Here is a 21,179-nt window from a genome sequence, read left to right as displayed (position 1 = left end):
GACCTTTCTGCCTGCCTCGGAGCGAGGCGGCGGTGTGCGGAGGTGCGGATCACGTGGTCGCGGGGACGGCCGGGAGTTCCCGCATGGTGCGCAGGGGCGAGGCCAGGACCCACAGAGCCGAGAGCAGCATCCCGGCGGCGGCGACGGCCAGCCCTGTGCGGACGCCCGCCCAGTCGCCCAGGGCGCCGCCGGCCATTCCGCCGAGCGGCAGTACGCCCCAGATGAGGAAGCGAACGGTGGCGTTCATCCGGGCCATCATCTCCGGCGGGCACTCCTGCTGCCGGAAGCTGATCTGCGCCACGTTGTAGAGGATCAGCCCGTAGTTCAGGACGAACCACGGGATGGCGAACAGCAGCACACCCCACCCAGAGGAGCTGAGCGGCATCAGCAAGCCGAACGGCATGCAAGTCACCAGGGCGAGCCAGATCACCCGGGCCGTGCCCAGCCGTTGGGCGACGACCCGGGAAGTCATCGCTCCGGCGAGACCGCCGATTCCGCCGGCCGCCATCAGAGCCCCGACGGCCCACTCCGGCTGCTTCAGCTCGTCCACCAGCATCACCACGAGCAGCGGGGACGCGATGGCGTAGCAGAGGTTGAAGGTCGCCGAGCAGCACGTCACCGCCCGCATCAGCGGATCAGCGAACACATAGCGCAGCCCCGCCGCGATCTCCGGCAGCATCGGCCGGCGTTCGCGTCGTACCGGGTCCACCTCCTGGCGGATCCGGCTCAGGCTCACTGCGGAGACGACGTAGCAGAGCACCTGAATCCCGACCGCGTTCACGGCGGACAGCAGCCCGGCCAGACCGCCTCCGGCGGCCGGTCCCGCCACCTGGGACACCGAGCGGCTGGTTTCCAGCCGGGCATTGCCCGCCATGAGGTCTTCCGGTTTCACAAGAGCCGGCAGGAAGGAGAGGTAGGCGATGTCGAACATGACCGAGGCGAAGCCGAGCAGGAGACCGACGGCTAGCAGGTGGGTCATGGTCAGTGCTCCCGCCCACCATGCCAACGGGATGCTCGCGAGCAGTGCGGCGCGCACGATGTCGGCGGTGACCATCACCGTGCGCGGCCGCATCCGGTCCACCCATACCCCGGCCGGGAGGCCGATGACCAGGAAGGCCACGTTCTGGATGGCGTACAGGGCTCCCAGTTCGAACGGCGTTGCCGTCAGCGTCGTCGCCGCTACCAGGGGCAGGACGACGCGGCTGACGTAGGTGCCGAACTGGCTCGCGGATTGCGCCACCCACAGGTGGCGGAACCCGTGGTGTTTCGTCAGGCTCATCAGGCGAACGCCACGAAGACCTCGCGCTGGCCGGAGAAGGGCAACCGGCCGTGCATCACGGCACGGTTGTCGACCAGCAGGACGTCGCCGGCTTCCCAGTTGACCGGCACGGTGCAGTCGATCAGTGTCCGGCTGACGACGTCGATGTACTCGGCGGGAATCTCCGTGCCGTCACCGAAGAAGGCGCCGTAGCCGAAGCGGGTCCGCCAGCGGTCCATGTTGGTCACGTCCGGGGTGACGCTTTCGTCCTTGCGCCAGATGTGCGCCTGATTGAACCAGGCCTCCCGGTGGTCCGAACCCACCGCCAGCGTGCCCGGCGTGCGGTTGGTGGTGAGCAGGCCGAGGTCCGTCCATTCGGCCGAGGTGTAACTGCTCTGGCACCACTCCATGACCTTTTCGCGGGAGTCGGTCTCGAAGGTCTCGGGCCAGGACTTGATTCCGCTCGGGTCACCGCTGTTGTCCGGCAGGTGCTGGATGTAGGTCACGCCCTTGGTCCGGAACGCATCGCGGATCTCGGCGGGCAACGACTGATACACCCGGTGCCCGTCGATGATGGTGGTCGCGCCGCCTTCGTCCGCCGGGCGGCCGCAGGCGAAGCAGAGCGTCGTGGGGTGCCAGGGCGCGTAGGAGAGCTCGTTGTGCGCGCGGAGCAGCCGGGACGGGCTGGGTCCCGCGGCGTTGTAGACGAAGCCCTTCTCCGCCTGCCGAGGCGAGTCGCCGCCTCGGTAGGGGGCGAGCTCGCCGAGCAGGCCCTGGGCGACGCGCTCGAAGTCGTCGACCGTACGCACGCCGAAGCCGCGGAAGAGCACCGACCCGGTCGTGTCGAGCAGTTCGCGGGTGGCCGTCCGCTGCTCCGGCGTCAGGTTCGCCAGCAGAGCCACCGTGCCGACCGCTTCCCCTTGCCGGTGGGCCATCGCCGGAAATCCGGCTTCGAAGGTGATCGAGTCGAGCATGTCGACAATCGTCATGAGTTCCATCCGTTGTTGTCGTGGGCGTGGCGGTCGCGGTCGTCAGACCCCGTTTGCGGCTGCCGCCTGCAGGCCGCCCTCAAGGGCGTTCAAGAAGATCTCGTCGGTCTGCTCGTCCTGGGCCAGCGACAGTGTCACGAACCCGGACTTCCCGATGTACACACCGCGCTCGAGCAGTTCGTGGAACAGGAACTGGACCCGGCGCCGGTCGGCTCCCGCGAGGTCGGCGGCGCAGCGGACTTTGCGGTCGACGGGGTGGATGCTGATGAGCGAGCCCCATCCGGTGGCCTGGAAGCCCTGGCCACGCAGCAGTTCGTCGGCCTGCTTCCGAAGCCGCTCGCCTCGCAGCAGCAGCTCGTCGAGGCATTCCGCGGTGAGCACCCGGCTGAGCATCGCCGACGCCGCGGCCATCGAGAAGCGGTTGTTGTTGAAGGTTCCCGAGTGGTCGAAGTGCGGCTTGTTCGTGCGGTTGAGCAGCCGCATGATGTCGTGGCGGCCGCCGACGGCACCGAAGCCGAATCCGCCTCCGATGTACTTGCCCAACGTAGTCAGGTCCGGCCTGATCCCCAGAACCGACTGCGCGCCGCCGAGCGACATCCGCGACGTCTGCACTTCGTCGAACACGAGCGGGACACCGTACTTGTCGCACAATTCCCGTACCCCGCGCAGGAAGGCGGGGTCGCCGGGGATGCGGCCGCCCGAGCCCAGCATCGGCTCGATCAGCACACAGGCGAATCGCCCCTGGTGGGTGCGGAACGCCGATGTCACCGATTCGAGGTCGTTGTAGTCGCAGATGACCGCGTCGAAGGGCACGTTGAGCGAGGAGCCGTCGCGGCTGAAGCTCAGGAAACCACCGTGGTAGCCCCCATCGAAGGCCAGAACCATGCTATCGCCCGACCACTTGCTGGCCAGCGAGATCGCGGCCAGGTTGGCCTCGGTCCCCGAGCTGGTGAACCGCACGAGGTCCATCGACTCGTACCGCTCGCACAGTCGGCGGGCCACTTCGGCTTCCTCCGGCGCGACCGCGCCGAATGACCACCCGCTTTCGAGCACGGACTCGACGGCTTCGCGGACCGCCTGGGGGTTGTGTCCGGCCAGCCCGACGCTGTAGTCACCCAGGTAGTCGAGGTATTCATGGCCGTCGACGTCCCTCAGCCGGCAGCCCCAGGCCGCTTCGACGGCGAACGGGAAGGGCGCGAAATCGAGTACGGATCTTGTGGTTCCGGACGGCAGGTACGCCGCCGCGTCGGTGTGCCGCCGCTCGCTCACCGGCCGCTTCCGCGCGTAGCGCGCGTATGAGCCTTCCAACGCCTCATCCAGCATTCAGCACCTCGACCCTTTTCTGTAGGAGTTCTTCGTGCGCCACCGGTCCCGGCATGCAGGACCACGGAAGGCGCGGGAGGACGGATGCGGCCCTGAGGCGGCCGCCATCTTCCTGGAGCTCGTGCGGAGCCACCAGCAGGGAGCGGAGGAACGTCACATCCGTCGGCATCGTCGACAGCTGCGGCAGGTATCCGTCCAGATCGGCTGCGGCGACCCCCAGTTCCAGGGCGGTCCGGGTGACATCAACCTCGTACTGCTGAGTGACCGGCAGGTTCACGCCGGCGGCGTCGGCGAGCCAGCGGATCGTGCGCAGCCCCGGTAAGTCTTCGCGTACCAGCCGCGACTGCCGCAGCTCGCCCAGGGAGGCACACGAAGTGGACCGGTAGATGTCCCGGCACGACTGCATCATCTCGTAGAAGTCGGACTGGTACGGGAGCCCGTACTGCCGTTCGATGATGCGGGGGAACGTCTCCGTCTCGACACCGTAGGCCCGGGCCAGTTTGACCCTTTCTTCGTCGAGGGCAGTCAGCAGCGGAGCGAGTTCCTGGTCGATGCCGTCGGTGTAGTGCAGGTACTTCAGGCCTGCCCGGGTCTTGGCCAGGTTCTTCGTGTAGAAGGCGACACCGATGTGGATGATGTAGCCGAGCGGGTCGAACAGGAGCCCGATCCCTGGGCGGACTACCACGTCGGGCCACGAGGGTCTGCCGATCTGCGCACCGAGCGGGAACAGCATCCGCACCCGTTCGGCGGCGGTCTGCGGACTATTTGAGTACACCGAGACATTCACCGACAGCTTGCGCTTGTAGGCGATGTGCCGGCCGGCGACCCGGGTGCCGTAGAAGGAGTCCTCGACCAGGACGATCGAGGTGGTGCGCAGGCTCGGGGTGCGGCGCACCCAGTCGGCGATGATGGGCTGCCCGCCCTGCCCGGCCCGCACGAACGTCACCACCTTGTCCGCCAGGGAGCGAAGGCCGGCGATGCGGTGCATCAGCTGCAGGCGCAGCACCGGAATGTCGGGGACGGTGACGATGATGTGCTCGGCTCGCTCCAGCAGAGCCTCGGCCTCTTGACCGTAGAGGGACCCGAAGTGGTCCTCGCGCAGCTCGACCCGGTCCTGCTGCCCATCGACGAGGTTTGTGCGGGTCACCGTGCCGCACGGGCGGTCTGTAGCGTCCCGGACGAACAGCAGCTTCGGCCGGAATCCGTGGGTCTCTTCGGTGGCCACGAGATCTGTGAGCAGGGTCAGGCCGACGTGCCCGCCGCCTATGACGATGATGTCCGACATCTCAGTCAGTGCTCGAGGGAGATCATGGTGCGGCCGTGGTGCTCCACCACGCTGTCGGGCACGACGTAGGAACGCAGCAGAAGCCGACGGCTGTTGCCCGAGTCGATCGGGTCCCGGCCGTGTAGGCAGTGGTCGTTGGGGATGATGAGTGCTTCTCCCTTGAGCGCGGCGTGTCCGCGCAGCTGGCCGACGGCGAGTGCAGCGTCGTGCAGTTGCTGGTGCGCTCCGGCGGCCGCCTCGCGCTGGTCGCTGTCCAGATGTGCCGCGGGGGTGTAGGCCGAGAAGTTGAGCCGGACGACGAGCTTCCCGTTGTTCTCCTCCAACAGGGCCATCTTGCGGACGCGTTCGTACTTCCAGCCCAGTGAGGAGCCTGAACGGGCCTCGAAGACCGGTGAGCGCAGGATGTCGACCGTGGCGGCGTCCAGGCGGTCCACGACTTCGGTCGCCGGGGCCAGCAGGGTGCGCGGCACTACGCCGTCGGCCAGGTGCGGTACAAGGACCAGCGTCCTGGGCCGGCAGACGTCGCTCGCCCAGGCCAGGTCGTTGTGCATGGCCAGCAGGTCGGTTCCCGCGCTCTTCTCGCGGGACAGCTCTGTCGCCCGGATGTCGGTTATGTAGGAGCCGTTGTAGTCGCTGTAGGCGACGCAGTTGCCGACCGTCTGGCCGATCAGCAGTGCCAGGATCTTGCTGTGCTCGACGCTCTCGAACTGCGGCAGATTGCTCAGCAGGACGGGCTGGCCCTCGGCGGATTCGTACGTGTCGCGGATCCGGCCGATCGGTGTGTCGACGTGCTCCCTCAAGAAGCTCAGGTAGCGGTACTCCGTCTGTCCGGGGCAGTTTTCGAGGACCTTGTGCACCAGGTCCTCGACCACTGCGCGTTCGGCGTCCTGGAGGGCAACACGAGTCGTCGGCCCAGTTTCCTGCATAGCTCGATCCTTTGTGAGATGGGGAGCATTTCGCTACGAATCGGCCCGCGAAGGGTTCCGCAGGCATGGAAGCGACACGTTGGCGCGGTGGAGGTTCGCGCCTCGACGGCACAGGGGGTTGGGGGTTTGGGGGAGGCGCTGGAAGGGTCTTCGTCAGCGGCCGACACCGGCGTCACCCTTCTTCGGGCGGTGCGTCCTTCAAGTCGATGCACAGGCACGACAGTCGGACCAAACCTCCCCTTTCGGCTGGAGCCACCCACGAACTCCTCGGCCTGGCCCGCGCCGCTGCGGAGCCGTGGTTCGGAGGTCTCGTCGAGCGACCTGCAGCCGACTGTAAGCATGAACCAACCCGCAATTCAACTCCCAGTTGAGTCTCTTTCCTTGACGTGAACTGACAGTTGCCTGCACGATGTTGCACGGGCCGAGCGCCGGCGGTTTAACGGCTGCGGCGCGCGACGGCCCTGCTCGGTAGGAGGTAGAAAGTGCCTGACGAGGGCAACGCACAAGACCCAGGCACGTCCGGCACCACCGACGGCCAGGCGCAGGTGTTGAGTCAACGACTCGATCGCCTGTTCCGGATGCACCAAACGGCTGGGCAGAAGCTGACCAACAACGAAGTCGCCGAACAGGTGCGACAGCGCTACCCCGGGCTGAGGGTCAGCGGCGCCTACCTGTCCGCGTTGCGCGCGGGAACACGCACGAACCCCTCACCTGAGCTGCTGGTGGCGCTCGCGGAGTACTTCGGCGTGACTCCCGGCTACTTCCTCGACCGCGAGGAGTCCGACCGGATCACCGAGCAGTTGGAGATGCTCGAAGGGATGCGCAACGCGGGCATTCGCGGCATCGCCATGCGGGCGGTGGGCCTGTCGGACGAGAACCTCGAAGCCGTCGCCTCTGTGCTGGACCAGGTGCGAAAGCTCCAGGGTCTGCCGCCTGTTCACGGGGAAGCCGAAGATGATCCGACGCGACAAAAGTGAATGGCGCAGGCCCCGTGACTTACGCGGCCTGCGCCGATGGGCCCGCACGCTGGTCGAGTCACTCGACCTGCCCTCACCCTGCGACCTGCAGACGCTGCGCGACAAGGTGAGCGCGGAACACGACCGCCCGATCCGGCTCGTCCCGATGGCCATGCACGGATCGGGCCTCAGCGGCCTGTGGCTCGAAACCGACGACGCCGACCTGGTCATCTACGAGGCGACCACCGGCGCCCAGCACCGCAACCACATCATCGCCCACGAGTTCTCCCACATACTGTGCGGGCACAACAGCACCGAGGCCCTCTCGGACCAGGCGGCCAAGCTCTTCTTCCCCGATCTCGACCCGGGCATGGTCCGCCGGATGCTGGGGCGCGGCGGATACGCCAACCGCGACGAGCAAGAGGCGGAGATCGTCGCGACGATCATGCTGGAGCGCCTCGGCCGCGGCGACCCGGGGCCACCCGACACGCTGCCCTCCGCTCAAGCCGACGTGCTCGCCCGGATACAGAAGTCGTTGCGCAGGACCTGATTCGGAAGGGATGTGCGGTGGACCAGATCAAGGACTGGACCTTCATGTCCTGCGCCGTGACCTGCCTGGCCGCATGCATCTACATGTCGCTGGGCCTGCGCACCAATCACCGCGATCGCGCACTGCTCATGCTGACCGCGGCATTTGGCTTCAAGTTCGTCTCCCTGACGGTCGCCGCCCCTGATGTCGCGGCGGTCGCCGATCGCCTCACAGGGATACCGGACCTCACCGCGCTGGTCGTGCACCTATTCGGCGGCGTGGGGTGCAGTACCGGAATTCTCGCGGCACTGAGCTATTGGACCTGCCCCGCGGAACAAGCCCGGCGGCGCGTGAAGTGCTGGCTCGTCCTCGCCGCCCTGATGGCGGGGGTGTTGATCAGCCTGTGGCTGGCCGCCCGGCCCGCCGTGTCCAACCGGTCGGGGAACTACCTGCTGGACAACATGCAGCTCCCACAGGTCGCGGTATACCTCGTGCTCTACACGGTCGCCTTCGCTGCCGGGCTGCTCGGAATCCTGGTCATCTGCGTGCGTTACGCCCGCGTGGCCCCCGGAGTGTGGCTGCGTCGCGGGCTGCGCATCACGGCGATCGGTGCGGCCGTCTACCTGCTCTACTGCGTACACCGCCTGATCTGCGTGACGGCGTTGCACCTGCGCGTGGAGCTGCCCGACCTGGAGTTCATCACCCCGGTGTGCATCGGCGTCGGCGTCCCGCTAATGGCCGTCGGACTGACCCTGCCGTCCTGGGGCGCGAAACTCACGGCGGCCTCGGCGTGGCTGCACGACTACCGAAGCTATCAAGCTCTCTATCCCCTCTGGCGGGAGCTGTACGACCAGGTTCCCTCGATCGCCCTGGATCCCCCCAGGTCGCGGATCGCCGACGTCCTGCGTTTCCGGGAGGTCGGCTACCACCTGTGCCGCCGGGTCATCGAGATCAACGATGGCCGTCTCGCGCTCGGCGCACCCACCGCGGCCCTGCAAGCGCAGGCACCCGCCCGCGGCAGCTCCGGCCTCGCCGGCGAGGTGGAGCAGCTCGTCCAGATGTCGCGCCGAACACGGGCCGCCTGAAACCGCCCCTAAGGATCACCACGTGAAATCCGTCGAACCGCGACGGGCCCTTTCGCCTGTCGCTTTCCGCTCCTTCGCGGCCATCGAGCGGATCGGGAACAAGCTCCCGGATCCGTTCTGGCTGTTCTGGTTGCTGGCGCTCGGGGTCATCGCACTCAGCGCGGTCCTGTCGGCCACCGGGTTCAGCGTGGTCCAGGACTCGACCGGGAAGACCATCGCAGTACGGAACCTGCTCAGCGCGGACGGCCTGACCGTCATCGTGGACGACGCCATGCAGAACTTCGCGGGCTTCCCGCCCTTGCCGACCATCATCGCGGTGATGCTCGGAATCTCCGTGGCGGACCGCAGCGGGTTCATCACCACCCTGCTCCGCCGGATGGTCGCCCAGGTTTCGGGCCGCTACCTGACGTTCGCGCTATCACTGGCAGCCATGGTCGGTCACATCGCCGGTGACGCGGCCTATGTGACCCTTATTCCCATCGGCGCCCTGGCTTTCCGCGCAGCGGGCCGCAGCCCGGTCCTGGGCTGTGTCGTAGCCTTCGTCTCCATCTCGGCCGGTTACGACGCTTCCCCGTCCCTCACCACGACCGACGCCCTGCTGTCGGGCATCACCACCGCCGCGGCCCAAACCGTCGACCCCCACCACACCGTGACACCGGTGGCGAACTACTTCTTCGGACTTGCCTCTTCCGTTCTCATCGCGTTGGTCATCACCGTGGTTGTGGAGACAGCCCTGGCCAAGCGGCCGGACCTGGCCGCCGACCAGGCCGACGACCCCGATGCGGGCCTGGCGGAAACGGAGGAGCTGACCGGCCGCGAACAGCGTGCGCTGCGGGTCACCAGCCTGGTGGCCGTCGCGTTCGTCACCGCACTGGTCGCGGTCATGATCCCGACTGGCTCACCGCTGCGCGGCCCGGGCGCGGGAGTGGTCAACTCACCACTGTTCACCGGGATGGCGCCGGTGCTCGGCCTGTTCTTCGCAGTGCTCGGAGTCGTCTACTGGCGCCTCGCGGGCACGTTCACGCGCGCTGGCGACGTCGTCGCGGCGATGACCGACGGGGTCCGCTCGCTCGCGCCGACGCTGGTGTTGTTCTTCGCTATCTCGCAGTTCCTGGCCTACTTCAAGTGGACCAAGATCGGCGAGATTCTCGCTGTCAGCGGAGCGGAAACGCTGCAAGGGGTCCGGACACAGGGTTGGCAGGTGCTCGTGGGCATCGCCGTCGTGGTCAGCGTGATGAATCTGCTGGTCACCAGCGGGTCAGCGCTGTGGTCATTGGTGGCACCGGTATTTGTGCCCATGCTCATGTTGCTCGGGATCAGCCCGGAGGCCACGCAAGCCGTCTACCGGGTAGCCGATTCGGCGACCAACTGCATCACACCGATGAGTCCTTACTTCCTCATGGCGCTGCGGTTCATCCAGACCCACCGCAAGTCGGCGGGCATCGGCACACTGGCCTCCTTCACGTTGCCGCTCGCGGGAGCCGTCTGGCTCGTATGGATCAGCTTCTTCACCGCCTGGTACCTACTGGGCATCCCGTTCGGTCCTGGCACCTGAGTCCGGATCCAAGGCACAGAGGAGAACAAGTATGGGTAGCAAGCAGACGGTCTGCGTCGTCGTGGACGCGTACAGCAGCGGCGCGTTCTTGCCAGCCGCCTTCTCGGCCCGGGGATATCCGGTCGTGCACGTGCGGAACCGCGTCGAGGAGTATGCGCCGTACGCCGGCGGAGAGCAGCCACCGGGAGTGATCGATGTCGTCGACTTTCACGGTGACTTCGACGACGTGCGGTCCCGGCTCTCCGCCTACGACGTCACTTACGTCCTGGCTGGCTTGGAAAGCGGTGTGGGGGTGGCGGATCACCTCGCTCAGCGGCTGGGGCTGCCCACCTGCAACGGGACCGAACAGACGGAAGCCAAGCGGCACAAGGCCTTGATGGTGGACACTTTGCAGACGGCGGGACTCCGGCACGCCCGTTCGCAGCGGGTCACGACGGCGGCAGAGGCGATGGCGTTCGCAGCGCGCGGCGACGGGTACCCGATCGTGCTCAAGCCGCTGCAGGGCGCAGGAACCCTCGGCGTGCAGGTCGCGCACTCGGATGACGACGCCCTGGCCTACTTCTCCAAGAACGTCGGCAGCGTGGACATGTGGGGAAACGTCAACACGAGTTTCCTCGCCCAGGAATTTCTCGTGGGTGAGGAATACATGGTCGACACCATCTCGGCCGCGGGCCACCACCGGGTCGCGGAGGTGTGGCGTGCGGACAAGCGGGTGATCGACGGCTCCCGCGTCTACGACCTCAGTCTCCTGCTGCCGCCGACCGACCCGGTCGGCATGGCGCTCAGCGACTACATCTTCGCCGTGCTCGACGCGTTCGCCATCGCCTGGGGTCCGGTTCACGCGGAGGTGATGATGACTCCGACCGGACCGGTGCTGATCGAACTGGGCGCCCGGTTGCACGGCGGCATCGCCCCAGCGATCACGCTGCCGGTCTACGGCGCCAATCTGGCTCTGCTGACCGCCGCCGCGTACACCGCGCCGGATCACTTCCTGACCTCCACCGAACAGCCCCTGCCGCACCGGGCGACCCTGGCGCAAACGGCTCTGCACTGCCCGCGCGACGGGATGCTGACCGAAGAACTCGACCTGACCACCATCCGGCAGCTGCCGTCGTTCCATTCGGTGCGCCTGCGGGCGGCGGTCGGACCAGTCCGCAAGACCCGCGACCTCCTCACTTCGTTCGGTTCGGCTTACCTGGTCCACCCCGAAGCCGACCAGGTACACGAGGACTACCAGCGCATCCGCCAGCTGGAGACGGACGGTCTCTACTCGGCCATCGTCTGAGAGGGTACCCGCCTGTTGGACGCGGGCCGGGTGCAGGAGGCGTAGGCGGATGCACCGAACGGTTACGACCCGGCATGGCAAAGAGGGTCATCGACGTTGGGCGGTGGTCTGCCGCCAGTAAGTGGCGTATCCGGGCCACCGGCGGCCCGGTGCGGCTTGGTAAACGCCGTCGGGCCTGGCCCGAATTTGCCAGTCGCCGGCCGGTGCGGCGGCCGCGGCTGCGCGTGTGGCGTAGTTGTCGCGCTTGCTTATTGATCTTGATCCTGACCTGCTGTTGCTCAGTTTTACTGAGTGGTATTTCTGTTCTGCGGGGGAGGCTTACGCGGTGCCGAGGCGTTGGCGGCGGGTGACATGTGGGCTGAGCTGGCTGTTTGTGCTGCGCAGTGAGCTGAGCGTGGTGCCGATTTCTGCGCAGGGTGGTTGGTGTGATTGCGAGGTTCGTGGTTGGCATGGGGGGTGGGGTGTGAGCTCTGATGTTCGCAGTTTTCTGAGAAGGAAGTGGACGCTTCCGGAGTGCTTTGGTGGTGGTGACGATGCTTTTGATCTGGGGTTGTTAGGGATTCGTTGATAACGGTGGTGTGGTGTTGGTGATGGTGTCCGGTATCTAAAGGACCGGAGTGCGTTTGTGCTGGTCGTGTGTCACGAACGCTGAAGGAGGCGTCGATGTAGGAGCTTCCGGAAGCGGTGCTGTGCAGGAGATGGAGGTAGGTCCTCCGGGGTCGCCCTGCAGGGGGAGGCTCCAAACCACCGCAGGCTGCGTCGGTTAAGTGCCGTTCGTGGTGAGCGCTGCGGGAAAAGGCGCGGCGATGATCGCGTCAGGTGTGGGTCAGGAAGGCGAGCGAGAGCGAACCGCTGATGACGTGTCGTAACAAACTTCAATGGCGTCGAAACCAGGGCGAGACCAGGGCTCTGGGACAAGTCCGGGGGGGGAGCCTGCTGACTGCCCGGATGGCGTCCGGCATGTAGGCGGCGCGAGCCTGACCTGGGCTCTTGCGCGGAACGTGAGAACCTGTCGCCCCGATACTGCTGCTGGCCTGCGAGGCCGGCGGCGAGAGGGAGATCCCCAAGCGGCCAACACCGCGAGGGACCGAGTACCGATGCGGGGCACGGGGGCAGACCGTCTCGTAGTAGTGAGGAAGCCCAGTAATGCGGGTGGAGCGAAGGGGACGGATCATCCAGGTCTGCTTGGCGGTCAACCGGAGTTCCCGGGAGGAGCCGGGTGAGCGGGCCAAAGCCGTTCGAGATTTCGAAGCATGTGGTCTGGGAGGCGTATCTCAGGGTCAAGGCGAACCGGGGAGCGGCCGGGGTCGACGGCGAGTCGATCGAGCAGTTCGAGGCTGACCTGCAGGGCAACCTCTACAAACTGTGGAATCGGATGTCGTCGGGCAGCTACTTCCCGCCGCCGGTGCGGATGGTGGAGATCCCCAAGCCCGGGGGAGCAGGCAAGGTCAGGGTTCTCGGAGTGCCGACAGTCGCGGACAGAATCGCGCAGACAGCGGCGACCATGGTCCTGGAACCGGAGGTGGAACCGCTGTTCCACCCTGATTCCTATGGATACCGGCCCCGCCGAAGCGCGCTGGACGCGGTCGCGGCCTGCCGGGAACGGTGCTGGAGGACCGACTGGACGGTCGACATCGACATCCAGGGATTCTTCGACAACCTCGACCATGACCTGGTCCTCAAAGCGGTGGCCCATCACACCGACCAGCGGTGGATTCTGCTGTATGTGGAGCGCTGGCTGAAAGCCCCGCTGCAGCACAGGAGTGGCGAGCTGGTCGCGCGAGATCGCGGGAGTCCCCAGGGCTCGGCGATCTCGCCCCTGTTGGCGAACCTGTTCATGCACTACGCGTTCGACACCTGGATGGACCGGGTCTTCCCGGGCATCCGGTTCGAACGCTACTGCGATGACATGGTGGTTCACTGCCGCACCGAGGCCGAGGCGCACCAGGTGCGTCAGGCGATCGGCCAGCGGCTGGCCGAGTGCGGGGGCTTGCGGCTGCATCCCGACAAGACCCGCATCGTGTACTGCAAGGACGGCAAGAGGCGTGGTTCGTACGAGCACGTCTCGTTCACCTTCCTCGGATACACGTTCCGCTCGCGGAAAGTCCGGTCGAAGACGGGGAGCTACTTCTTCGGCTTCAACCCGGCGATCAGCGACGAGGCGGCCAAGCGCATCCGGGCGCAGATCCGCCGATGGCGGCTGCACCAGCGCAGTGGATCGTCCCTGGCAGACCTCGCACGGGAGATCAATCCCATCGTGCGGGGATGGATCAACTACTATGGCCGGTTCTATCCGTCCGCGTTGGTCCCGAGCCTGAAGGGCATCGATCAGTACCTGATGCGATGGGCCACGCAGAAGTACAAGCGGCTCCGGCGTCGCCGGAGCCGGGCGTGGCAGGGCTTGGAGAGGACAGCCAAGCTCTACTCGGGGCTCTTCGCCCACTGGCGAATCCTCCGGCCTCGAACGACCGGGTGATGGGAGCCGTGTGAATCGAGAGGTTCACGCACGGTTCTGAGAGAGCCGGGAGGTGAGATCCCTCCCGGCTACTCGCTAGGGGCTTGCTGGGTGGTCGGGGGTGGCGCCGGTCCAGTCGTCGGCGCGTGTTCCGCCGTATTGGAGGAGGTCGTCGAGGAGCTGGAGGTAGCGGCCGTAGCGTCCTGGTGTAGGGGGTGAGGGTGAGGCCGAGGGTGTCGAGGGCATGTTGGACGCGGCGGTCGTAGACGGTCATCCGGGTGGGTGCGGCTGCGGTCAGGATGGCGGAGGCGAGGGCGTCGCCGGTACTGCCGGAGCTGGCCCGACGGCCAGCTGCCGAAACGCCGCACACGGCAGTGGCGGGACTCGACGGCGACGCTGCCGTCACGGCATGCCTTGAACCGGCCAGGTTCCCCAGAGCGTCCATATCGGCACCCGAGCCTCACACGTGGAGCCGCCCCACCATGAACACACCCATACCGCCTTCGTGGCCGTACTGCGGGCACGGCGCGGACCCAGCCAGCGACCCGGTCGGCTGCCGGGGCATTCACGTCTCCGGCCACACCGCGTGTCTGGCCCACCTCACCGACACCGACCGCACCGCCTACCTGGCAAGTCTGGCCCCCGGCGCCGACATCGAGCACCGCGGCACTCCCTTCACGCAAGAGCTGCTGGAGGCCCTTCTCAACGCCCTCAAGGACCCCACCACCGGCAAACCCCACCTTGGCCACGCCGGGTTCGGCGGAGCACAGTTCTCCGGACCCGCCTGGTTCGACGAGGCGCAGTTCTCCGGACCCGCTGGGTTCGACGGAGCGCAGTTCTCCAGCCTCGCCGGGTTCAACGAGGCGCAGTTCTCCCACCAGGCCGGGTTCAGCGAGGCACAGTTCTCCGGACCCGCAGGGTTCGGCAGGGCGCAGTTCGCTGGCCCCGCCAACTTCGAGGAGGCGCAGTTCACCAGCCGCGCCCTGTTCGAGGAGGCGCAGTTCACCAGCCGCGCCGACTTCGGCGGAGCGCAGTTCTCCAGCCCTGCTGGATTCAACGAAGCGCAGTTCTCCGACCACGCCGACTTCGGCGGAGCGGAGTTCGCCAGCATCGCCGGGTTCGGCAGGGCGCAGTTCGTCGGCCCCGCCAACTTCGGCGGGACTCGGTTTTTCGGCCCCGCAGGGTTCGGCGGGGCGCAGTTCGCCGGCCCCGCCGACTTCGGCGGAGCACAGTTCTCCGACCTCGCAGGGTTCGACGAGGCGCTGTTCTCCGGGCGCGCCTCTTTCGAGGGGGCGCGGTTCTCCAGCTCTGCCAAGTTCGGCGGATCTCGATTCTCGGGCGTCGCCGCGTTCAACGAGGCGCGGTTTGAGGGTGTGTCGGTGTTCGGGCCGTTGGTGTGTGCGCAGGCGGTGCTCTTGTCAGGGGCGGTGTTTGTGCTGCCGGCGACCTTGGAGATGGCCGCGGCCGAGGTGGTGTGTGCGCGGACGCGGTGGGAGTCGACGGCGACCGTGCGGGTGCGGTATGCGGCGGTGGACCTCAGTCACTCGGTCCTGGCCGCCCCCGCCGCGGTCATCGCCCACCCCACCCCCTTCAGCCACGACGGCAGTGCCGTGAGCGAGGACCTGCTGGCCGGCCCCGGCCAGCAGTCGCGCGTAACCGACCGGGTGCGGGTCGTCTCGGTACAGGGCGTGGATGCCGCGCACCTGGTGCTGACCGACATCGACCTGACCGACTGCCTGTTCTCCGGGGCCTTCCACCTCGACCAGATCCGCTTGGAAGGCCGCACCACCTTCGCCGACGCCCCCACCGGCTGGCACCGCCGCGGCATCCGGCCGATCCACTTCACCCGCCGACGTGTCCTTGCCGAGGAACACCACTGGCGCGCCCACGCCGCCGACCAGCCCGTTCCTCCCACCGGCGTGGCACTGGATCCCCGTTGGTGGCGTCCCGGACCGCACCACGCCGACCCCGCCCGCACCCCCGACCCGGAAGACGTCGCCGCGCTGTACCGACAACTGCGCAAAGCGTTCGAGGACGGCAAGAACGAACCCGGCGCGGCCGACTTCTACTACGGCGAATGCGAGATGCGCCGCCATGACACGAACGGCACCGCCAAGGGTGAACGCCGCCTACTGTGGGGGTACTGGCTGCTGTCCGGCTACGGCCTGCGCGCCTCTCGCGCCTTCACCTGGCTGCTCGGCGCCATGACCGTGACCGTGCTGCTCCTCATAGGCGTCGGCCTGCCCACTCACGACCCCGACCCCGCCACCACCGGGACCCTGAACGGCAGCAGGATCAGCCTCAAGACCAGCACGCCCGACCCTGCCCTGCACGGCGGCTGGACCCAGCGCATGACCTTCGCCCGCGCGGAGAAAGCCACCGGCGTCGCCGTCAACTCGGTCGTCTTCCGCTCCAGCGGACAGAACCTCACCACCGTCGGCACCTACATCGAGATGGCCTTCGAACCCACCCTCCTCGCCCTCGGTGTCCTCGCCATCCGCGGACGCATCAAACGCTGACCCATGCTCGGTTTGAACGTCCACCGGGTACCCCCTGCGCTCGTGCTCCTCAGGGCCGTCACAGTCGAACGGGAGCCCTGGAAAGGGCGCGGCCCATGGGGCCTGCGTGCCGAGCCGATCGCCTCGTTGAGAGGCACGAGGGCGCGCGTGTGCGCTCCGGTGCCGACTGCTGTTGTCGTACCCGGGCGGCCCGCCTTCGCCGCGGCGCCGGCGGATGACCGCGCCCATCCAGGCGATCAGCGGCCCGCCGTAGTCCACCGCGGACAGCGGCCCCAGCCAAGTGCGTCCCACCCGCTCTCCCAGCCGACGGCAGAACGCCCCGTCGGCAGGCAGCGGCCGTGGCTGACCGGCGCCGCTGTCCGCCCACACCACCTCCGTCATGACCGGGTCCAGCAGCGCGTCGGCCACGGCCACCACCTCCGGGAAGACGACCGCGTCCCGCCCCACGATCCGCCCCCGCTCCAGATCCGTCCCCGCGTTGCCGCCCGCCACCCGGTGCAGGCGCTGCGGCCAGATCTCCTCCCGCTCCCGGTGCAGGGCCTCATCCCACCACCGGGCCACGACCGCCTGCTCCAGGGCGAACACCTCCCCGCCCTCCGCCCGAGCACGCCCCGCACGGCGCGCCACCCCCGCCCACCGCCGCTGCGCCGCAGCCACCTTCGGGACACCGCGCAGCTCGAGGTGTTCCAGCGGCTGGTCGGCGTCCGCGTACTATGCCCAAGCTCCTTTTCTGCGGGGCTGTGACACCACCGGTCCTCTTGGCGCTGTAGGGGGTGGCCCCAGGGATCCAGGGGTCCCGTGGCGCTCGCTATCCCCCGTTTGAGCGAGCGACCGCGTACAGGGGGCAGGCAGGTACGTCCCCCGTCGTCTGCCTGCCCCGTACGCGGCGCTGTCGAGGTCAGCCGGGCAGCGCGTCGTCGAGGGGTTCGCGGCAGTCGATGACGGTGTCGAGACCGACGAGTTGCAGGGTGCGCAGCACCGCATCTGTCGGGCTTGCCAGGCGGAGCCAGCCACTGGCCTCGCTGAGGGCGCGGTGGGCGGCGATGAAGATGTTGATGCCGCTGGAGTCCATGAACGCCACCTGCCGCAGGTCCACCACGACACGGGGGCGGGGCGTGCCAGAGAGATCCAGGGCCTGGCTGAGCACGTCACCGGTGTGATGGTCGATCTCTCCGGCCACGGTCAGGACGTGGATGCCGTGGGTGACGGTGGCCACGAGGGACAGCTGCTCCAACTGCACAGCCTGTTCGGTGTCCGCCACTTTTTCCTAGCCAAGCTGCGCGAGGCCGGGCTCCTGACCTCCGAGCGCGGTGTACTGCCGCGACACGCAGGCCGAGGCAGCCCCGTCCTTGAGGAACCCCGTGTCGTCGAAGACCAGGGCGTCCGGCCCGATCGCCTCCTCCATCCGCCAGGCGAGCTGGGCCCGGATATGCGCCGGGTCCCAAGGGCTGGTGGTGATGAAGTTGGCCAGTGCCTGACGATTGCCGTCCTCCCCGAGCCGGGCAGCCATCGGCTCGACTGACTTACGCTGCCCGTCGGTCAGCAGCCCCCGCAGATAGACCTGCCCCCACCGGCGCTGGTCCTTGCGTGCGAAGGGCTCGAACACCTCCGCCGCGAACGTCTCCAACTCACCACGCACCGCAGCAATCTCGTCCGGAGTCACACACTCTCAACGCCACACCGGGCCAGCAGGACACGCATCACCACAACCGACCTGACCAAGCACTACTAGGTGTACTACACGGTGGCCCCCTCGGTGGTGGCGGGCATGTCCGCCATGCTCGATCTGAAGCGCTGACACCGCCCGAGGCAGGGGGCCGTGCGTCAATCCGGCGGCGCCGGTGAGCAAGTGGCGCTACCGTCGGGGCATGTTCGACGCCCGCCTGCGCACCCTGCTCAGCGCTGCCGCTCCCCGTAAAGCTAGCTGGGCCCAGTACCTTGCCCTGATCGGCAATCCGAACGCGGCGGAGAGCACGGACCTGGACTACAAGGGCCGACAGTACGAGCGCAAGCCGGAGTGGCAGGGCGAACTGGCCAAGGACGTCGCCGCGCTGGCCAACACCGCCGGCGGAACGCTGATCCTCGGCCTGGAGGAGGACCGCGCGACCTCCATACCGGTCAGAGCCAACCCCGAGCCGCTGACCGACCAGCTCCGCAAGACTTACCGCGAGGCCCTGGCCTGGCGCATGGACCCACCTGCCGAGTGCGACATCGCCTTCATCGCCGAGGACCCGGCAGACCCGGCGCCGCGAGGCCTGGTGGTGATCTCGGTGCCGCCCAGCGCCCGCGGCCCGCACGCGGTCGCCGGCCTCAAGGACGTCCGCGACGGCACCCTGCGCTTCCCCTACCGCAACGACAACACCACCTCCTACATGAACCTCACCCAGGTCAAACGCGCCATCGCCGCCTCGGCCAGCATGGCCGCCGGCCGCCACGATGTCCTGGACGCCGCCCACCGGGCCATCGCCACTGACGGCCGGGGCCGGCCCGGGCCCAAGCTCCTGCTGACCCTCACCCCCGACCTGCCCGGCGCCTTCCCGATCGAGGCCGCTGGCTTCCACGCCTTCCGCCAGGAGCTGGCGGACGCCGACCTGCCCTTCTACGGCCGCGACGTGTTCAGGTCCTTCGGGGTGGGGCCGCGCCGCTTCATCGCCTCGACCGGGGAGTCCCGCAGCCGCCACGTCGCGCACTTCCACGCCGACGGCACCGCGGCCTGGGTCACCGAAGGCCCGCAGGTCGCCGCCTTCGGTGCCGGCGACGAGGCATTTCCCCAGCACGCAAGGAGCTGGCACAGCGACCATGTGGTGATGAACGTCCTGGCCATCCTGCAGCACCTGGCCCGCCACCGCGCCAGTCGCGCGGCCGCCGCCGGCACCGCAACCGCCCGCCTGACCCTGGACGTCGGCAACCAGCCGGCCTGCGGGATCGCCAGCGACCGCGGCAGCAGCGCCCACATCGTCTTCAGCGCCACCGAGCAGCAGTTGGCCACCGGTCAGGCCGGACTCCTCCTGGAGGCCGCCCACGACGGCAGCCTCCTCGTGCAGGCCGCCGCCTCCCTACTGGCCGACTGCTACCAGCACTTCGGAGTCGTGGAAGCCGAACAGCTCACCCACGACGGGCAGATCAACCTGCTCGCCTGGGGCCGCCGTTACCACGAGACCATCGCCGCCTGGGCCGCAACCACCGGCGTCGAGGTCCTCACCGGCGCCTGACTACGCCGCAGCGGCGGCCGCCTTCGGCACCGGGAAGACGAGGCGACCGCGGCCAGGCCGACTACCGCGCCAAGGAGTTGTGCCGCGATGAAGCGCGCCACCGAACCAGGGGCGAGGCTGGCGAAGGTGTCAGTGAAGGTGCGGCCGATCGTCACCGCCGGGTTGGCGAAGGACGTGGAGGATGTGAACCAGTACGCCGCGGCGGCGGTGCCGACCAGTTCGGCAGCGGCCCGGCGCGCCAGCGGCACGCGGGGCGGGGTGGCGCCGGGCAGGGCCGGGCTGTCCACGGCCACAGTCAGCATCGGCTGCGGCAACGCCCACGTCATGCCGTCATGCCTTCCCCGCTGGCCACCGGCCGCCTGGCGAGCAAGGTCCCGCTCACCCGGCAGCCGGGCCATACCGCTCCCGTAAGTCGATCATTGCTGGTGCGCTGCTGAGGCGCACTGGGTGGAGCAGTACCGGGCGGGCACATCGGCCTCGGGTCCGAGGTACAGACGTTTCCCGCACGTGCACAGGTCGCCGGCCAGCTTGCGGATATGGGCGGCGGCGGACCGGGCCCTCTGCTTAAGGAGGAGGTGCTCGTTGTCCATCGCATGCCGGACGGCCGTGGCTTCTGCGTCGTTGAAGTACACGTCGTCGATCAGATCGGGGTCCTCGAAGCAGCCCTCGACCAGTTTGGCTGCGACCTTGCAGAAGGCGCCCTGAACTACGGCGGCCTCGATCAGTGCGTTGCCCTGGTCTCCTGCATGCGCGGCGGCCGGAGTCCTCTCCAACTCCTGGTGCCGGTAGTGTCCCCAATCCCAGGCCATCTTGACCAGCTCTGCTCCGGAGCGTTGGGCGAGATGCCGGTGCTCGCAGTACGGGATCAGGGCCTCGGCAACCGGGTAGCGGTCGCATCGCGGGATGAGGCATAGCTCGGCGACCCAGTCGTCCTGGGACAGCAGGACCTGGAAGCGGCGGCCGCCGCACGCCACCACCATGTCGTTGAAGCCGTCGCGCGACTCCACCGTCATCTGGGCGGACAGCCCCGCCGCTGCGAGGTAGCCGGTCAGCCGCAGGATCGACTTGTGCGGCACGGGACCACCCAGCAGCGCCGAGTCGAACATGCGCGGTGCCCACTCGGCGTCGACCTCGGGGTGTTCTCCGGTCCACTCGGGGGAGGTTGTGCACTCGGCGAGCAGTTCCTGCAGGGAGAACACGGTCGGCGAGGTGCCGGCCGCGGTGGCCTCACGGAGTGCGGCGGTGTACTTGCCGCCTCTCGCGCGCTGCGCCGCACGGGCGCGCTGAGCCAGCAGTGCTCTGGTTACGTGGCATCGGTCTTCTCCGGCTCGACGGGCATGCCCACGCCGCCCATCGACGAAGAGATGCAACGTTAGGGCGTCGCGGGCCCCGTAGGACCTTGGCCGATCGCGGGACGACGGCGTGGGCGTCGACCTGCGGCGGGCGGCGGTGCGCGTCCAGCCGCAGGCACCCTAGCGCACCGTCTGGCACGCCCGCTCCACGCAGTGCCCAGCCTGCGGGCAAGCCCGCTTACCTGGAATCCTGGTCACGCAGTCCAGCTAGTCGAGGATGCCCAGGGCAGTGTCCGGGCGGCAGTGGACGCACGCGGGGACCTGCTGGCGCAGTGCCTCGATGGCCTGCTGCCGGGGTCGCCGGACGGCACCGGCCGCTCTTGGCCGCGGTCCCGGTGTGCACCGCATCGACGTTCGTCCGGTTCAGCCCGTGCCAGGGCTGCGAAGGCTTCCGTATTGACGGCTCTTTCGGCGTCTCCGCTCGCGATTCGAGAACCTGCCAGCGACTGT

The 21,179-nt window shown here is 68.1% G+C and carries 16 protein-coding genes and 2 pseudogenes; 8 read left to right on the top strand and 10 right to left on the bottom strand.

Features of this window, described 5'->3' with window-relative positions; translation table 11 throughout:
* Positions 1–49 precede the first annotated feature (49 nt).
* Genes ABZU99_RS24425 through ABZU99_RS24405 form a run of 5 tightly spaced genes read right to left on the bottom strand, consistent with a single transcriptional unit; the run spans position 50 to position 5,781 of the window.
* Complete coding sequence (locus tag ABZU99_RS24425) at positions 50–1,279, bottom strand: MFS transporter (protein ID WP_356046410.1); 1,230 nt, start codon at positions 1,277–1,279, stop codon at positions 50–52.
* Positions 1,279–2,247 carry a TauD/TfdA family dioxygenase gene (locus ABZU99_RS24420; protein WP_356046412.1) on the bottom strand — a complete coding sequence of 323 codons (969 nt, stop codon included), beginning with the start codon at positions 2,245–2,247 and terminating at the stop codon, positions 1,279–1,281. Before ABZU99_RS24420 ends, ABZU99_RS24425 begins: the two co-directional genes overlap by 1 nt.
* 42 nt (positions 2,248–2,289) lie before the next feature.
* Positions 2,290–3,570 (bottom strand): aminotransferase class III-fold pyridoxal phosphate-dependent enzyme, encoded by a 1,281-nt coding sequence (locus ABZU99_RS24415; protein ID WP_356046413.1) that lies wholly within the window; start codon positions 3,568–3,570, stop codon positions 2,290–2,292.
* Positions 3,560–4,855, bottom strand: a complete 1,296-nt coding sequence (locus ABZU99_RS24410) for an NAD/NADP octopine/nopaline dehydrogenase family protein (protein ID WP_356046415.1) — start codon at positions 4,853–4,855, stop codon at positions 3,560–3,562. The genes ABZU99_RS24415 and ABZU99_RS24410 overlap by 11 nt, the downstream gene beginning before the upstream one ends.
* A 5-nt stretch (positions 4,856–4,860) precedes the next feature.
* Positions 4,861–5,781 carry a hypothetical protein gene (locus tag ABZU99_RS24405; protein WP_356046417.1) on the bottom strand — a complete coding sequence of 307 codons (921 nt, stop codon included), beginning with the start codon at positions 5,779–5,781 and terminating at the stop codon, positions 4,861–4,863.
* Between the two features lie 482 nt (positions 5,782–6,263).
* On the opposite strand from ABZU99_RS24405, the gene ABZU99_RS24400 reads away from it, so the two are divergent.
* The 7 genes from ABZU99_RS24400 (at position 6,264) to ABZU99_RS24370 (ending at position 16,165) form a co-directional block, all read left to right on the top strand.
* Complete coding sequence (locus ABZU99_RS24400) at positions 6,264–6,758, top strand: helix-turn-helix transcriptional regulator (RefSeq protein WP_356046419.1); 495 nt, start codon at positions 6,264–6,266, stop codon at positions 6,756–6,758.
* Positions 6,736–7,287 carry a toxin gene (locus ABZU99_RS24395; RefSeq protein WP_356046421.1) on the top strand — a complete coding sequence of 184 codons (552 nt, stop codon included), beginning with the start codon at positions 6,736–6,738 and terminating at the stop codon, positions 7,285–7,287. The genes ABZU99_RS24400 and ABZU99_RS24395 overlap by 23 nt, the downstream gene beginning before the upstream one ends.
* Positions 7,288–7,304: 17 nt before the next feature.
* The gene (locus ABZU99_RS24390) at positions 7,305–8,351 is read left to right on the top strand and encodes an MAB_1171c family putative transporter (protein WP_356046423.1); all 1,047 of its coding nucleotides are present in this window, start codon (positions 7,305–7,307) and stop codon (positions 8,349–8,351) included.
* A gap of 22 nt (positions 8,352–8,373) precedes the next feature.
* Positions 8,374–9,906, top strand: coding sequence for an AbgT family transporter (locus ABZU99_RS24385; RefSeq protein WP_356046425.1), 1,533 nt, complete (start codon positions 8,374–8,376; stop codon positions 9,904–9,906).
* 31 nt (positions 9,907–9,937) lie between these two features.
* The gene (locus tag ABZU99_RS24380; RefSeq protein ID WP_356046427.1) at positions 9,938–11,191 is read left to right on the top strand and encodes an ATP-grasp domain-containing protein; all 1,254 of its coding nucleotides are present in this window, start codon (positions 9,938–9,940) and stop codon (positions 11,189–11,191) included.
* Positions 11,192–12,410: 1,219 nt separating this feature from the next.
* Positions 12,411–13,667, top strand: a complete 1,257-nt coding sequence (ltrA, locus tag ABZU99_RS24375) for a group II intron reverse transcriptase/maturase (RefSeq protein WP_356046429.1) — start codon at positions 12,411–12,413, stop codon at positions 13,665–13,667.
* 461 nt (positions 13,668–14,128) lie between these two features.
* Positions 14,129–16,165, top strand: a complete 2,037-nt coding sequence (locus ABZU99_RS24370) for a pentapeptide repeat-containing protein (RefSeq protein ID WP_356046431.1) — start codon at positions 14,129–14,131, stop codon at positions 16,163–16,165.
* 898 nt (positions 16,166–17,063) lie between these two features.
* On the opposite strand, the gene ABZU99_RS24365 is transcribed toward ABZU99_RS24370, so the two are convergent.
* Together ABZU99_RS24365 and ABZU99_RS24360 are read right to left on the bottom strand one after the other, a co-directional pair.
* Entirely contained in the window at positions 17,064–17,426 is a 363-nt protein-coding gene (locus tag ABZU99_RS24365) for an STAS domain-containing protein (RefSeq protein ID WP_356046433.1), read from the bottom strand.
* Between the two features lie 39 nt (positions 17,427–17,465).
* A pseudogene (locus ABZU99_RS24360) lies at positions 17,466–17,828 on the bottom strand (transposase); the annotation flags it as partial.
* Positions 17,829–18,033: 205 nt separating this feature from the next.
* Between ABZU99_RS24360 and ABZU99_RS24355 the strand changes: the two are divergent.
* Entirely contained in the window at positions 18,034–19,377 is a 1,344-nt protein-coding gene (locus tag ABZU99_RS24355; RefSeq protein ID WP_356046435.1) for an ATP-binding protein, read from the top strand.
* Here ABZU99_RS24355 and ABZU99_RS24350 read toward each other — a convergent pair.
* From ABZU99_RS24350 to ABZU99_RS24340, 3 genes and pseudogenes are all read right to left on the bottom strand, one after another.
* A pseudogene (locus tag ABZU99_RS24350) lies at positions 19,314–19,577 on the bottom strand (hypothetical protein); the annotation flags it as partial. The gene ABZU99_RS24355 and the pseudogene ABZU99_RS24350 overlap by 64 nt on opposite strands.
* Positions 19,578–19,793: 216 nt before the next feature.
* The gene (locus ABZU99_RS24345; protein WP_356046437.1) at positions 19,794–20,576 is read right to left on the bottom strand and encodes a hypothetical protein; all 783 of its coding nucleotides are present in this window, start codon (positions 20,574–20,576) and stop codon (positions 19,794–19,796) included.
* 360 nt (positions 20,577–20,936) lie between these two features.
* Complete coding sequence (locus ABZU99_RS24340; protein WP_356046439.1) at positions 20,937–21,077, bottom strand: DUF6233 domain-containing protein; 141 nt, start codon at positions 21,075–21,077, stop codon at positions 20,937–20,939.
* Positions 21,078–21,179: the final 102 nt, after the last annotated feature.

The organism is Streptomyces sp. NPDC005266 (genome assembly GCF_040607655.1).
In the GTDB taxonomy this organism is placed as follows: domain Bacteria; phylum Actinomycetota; class Actinomycetes; order Streptomycetales; family Streptomycetaceae; genus Streptomyces.
The sequence above is the reverse complement of the archived record's forward strand: the minus strand, read 5'-3'. Positions and strand labels throughout refer to the sequence as shown.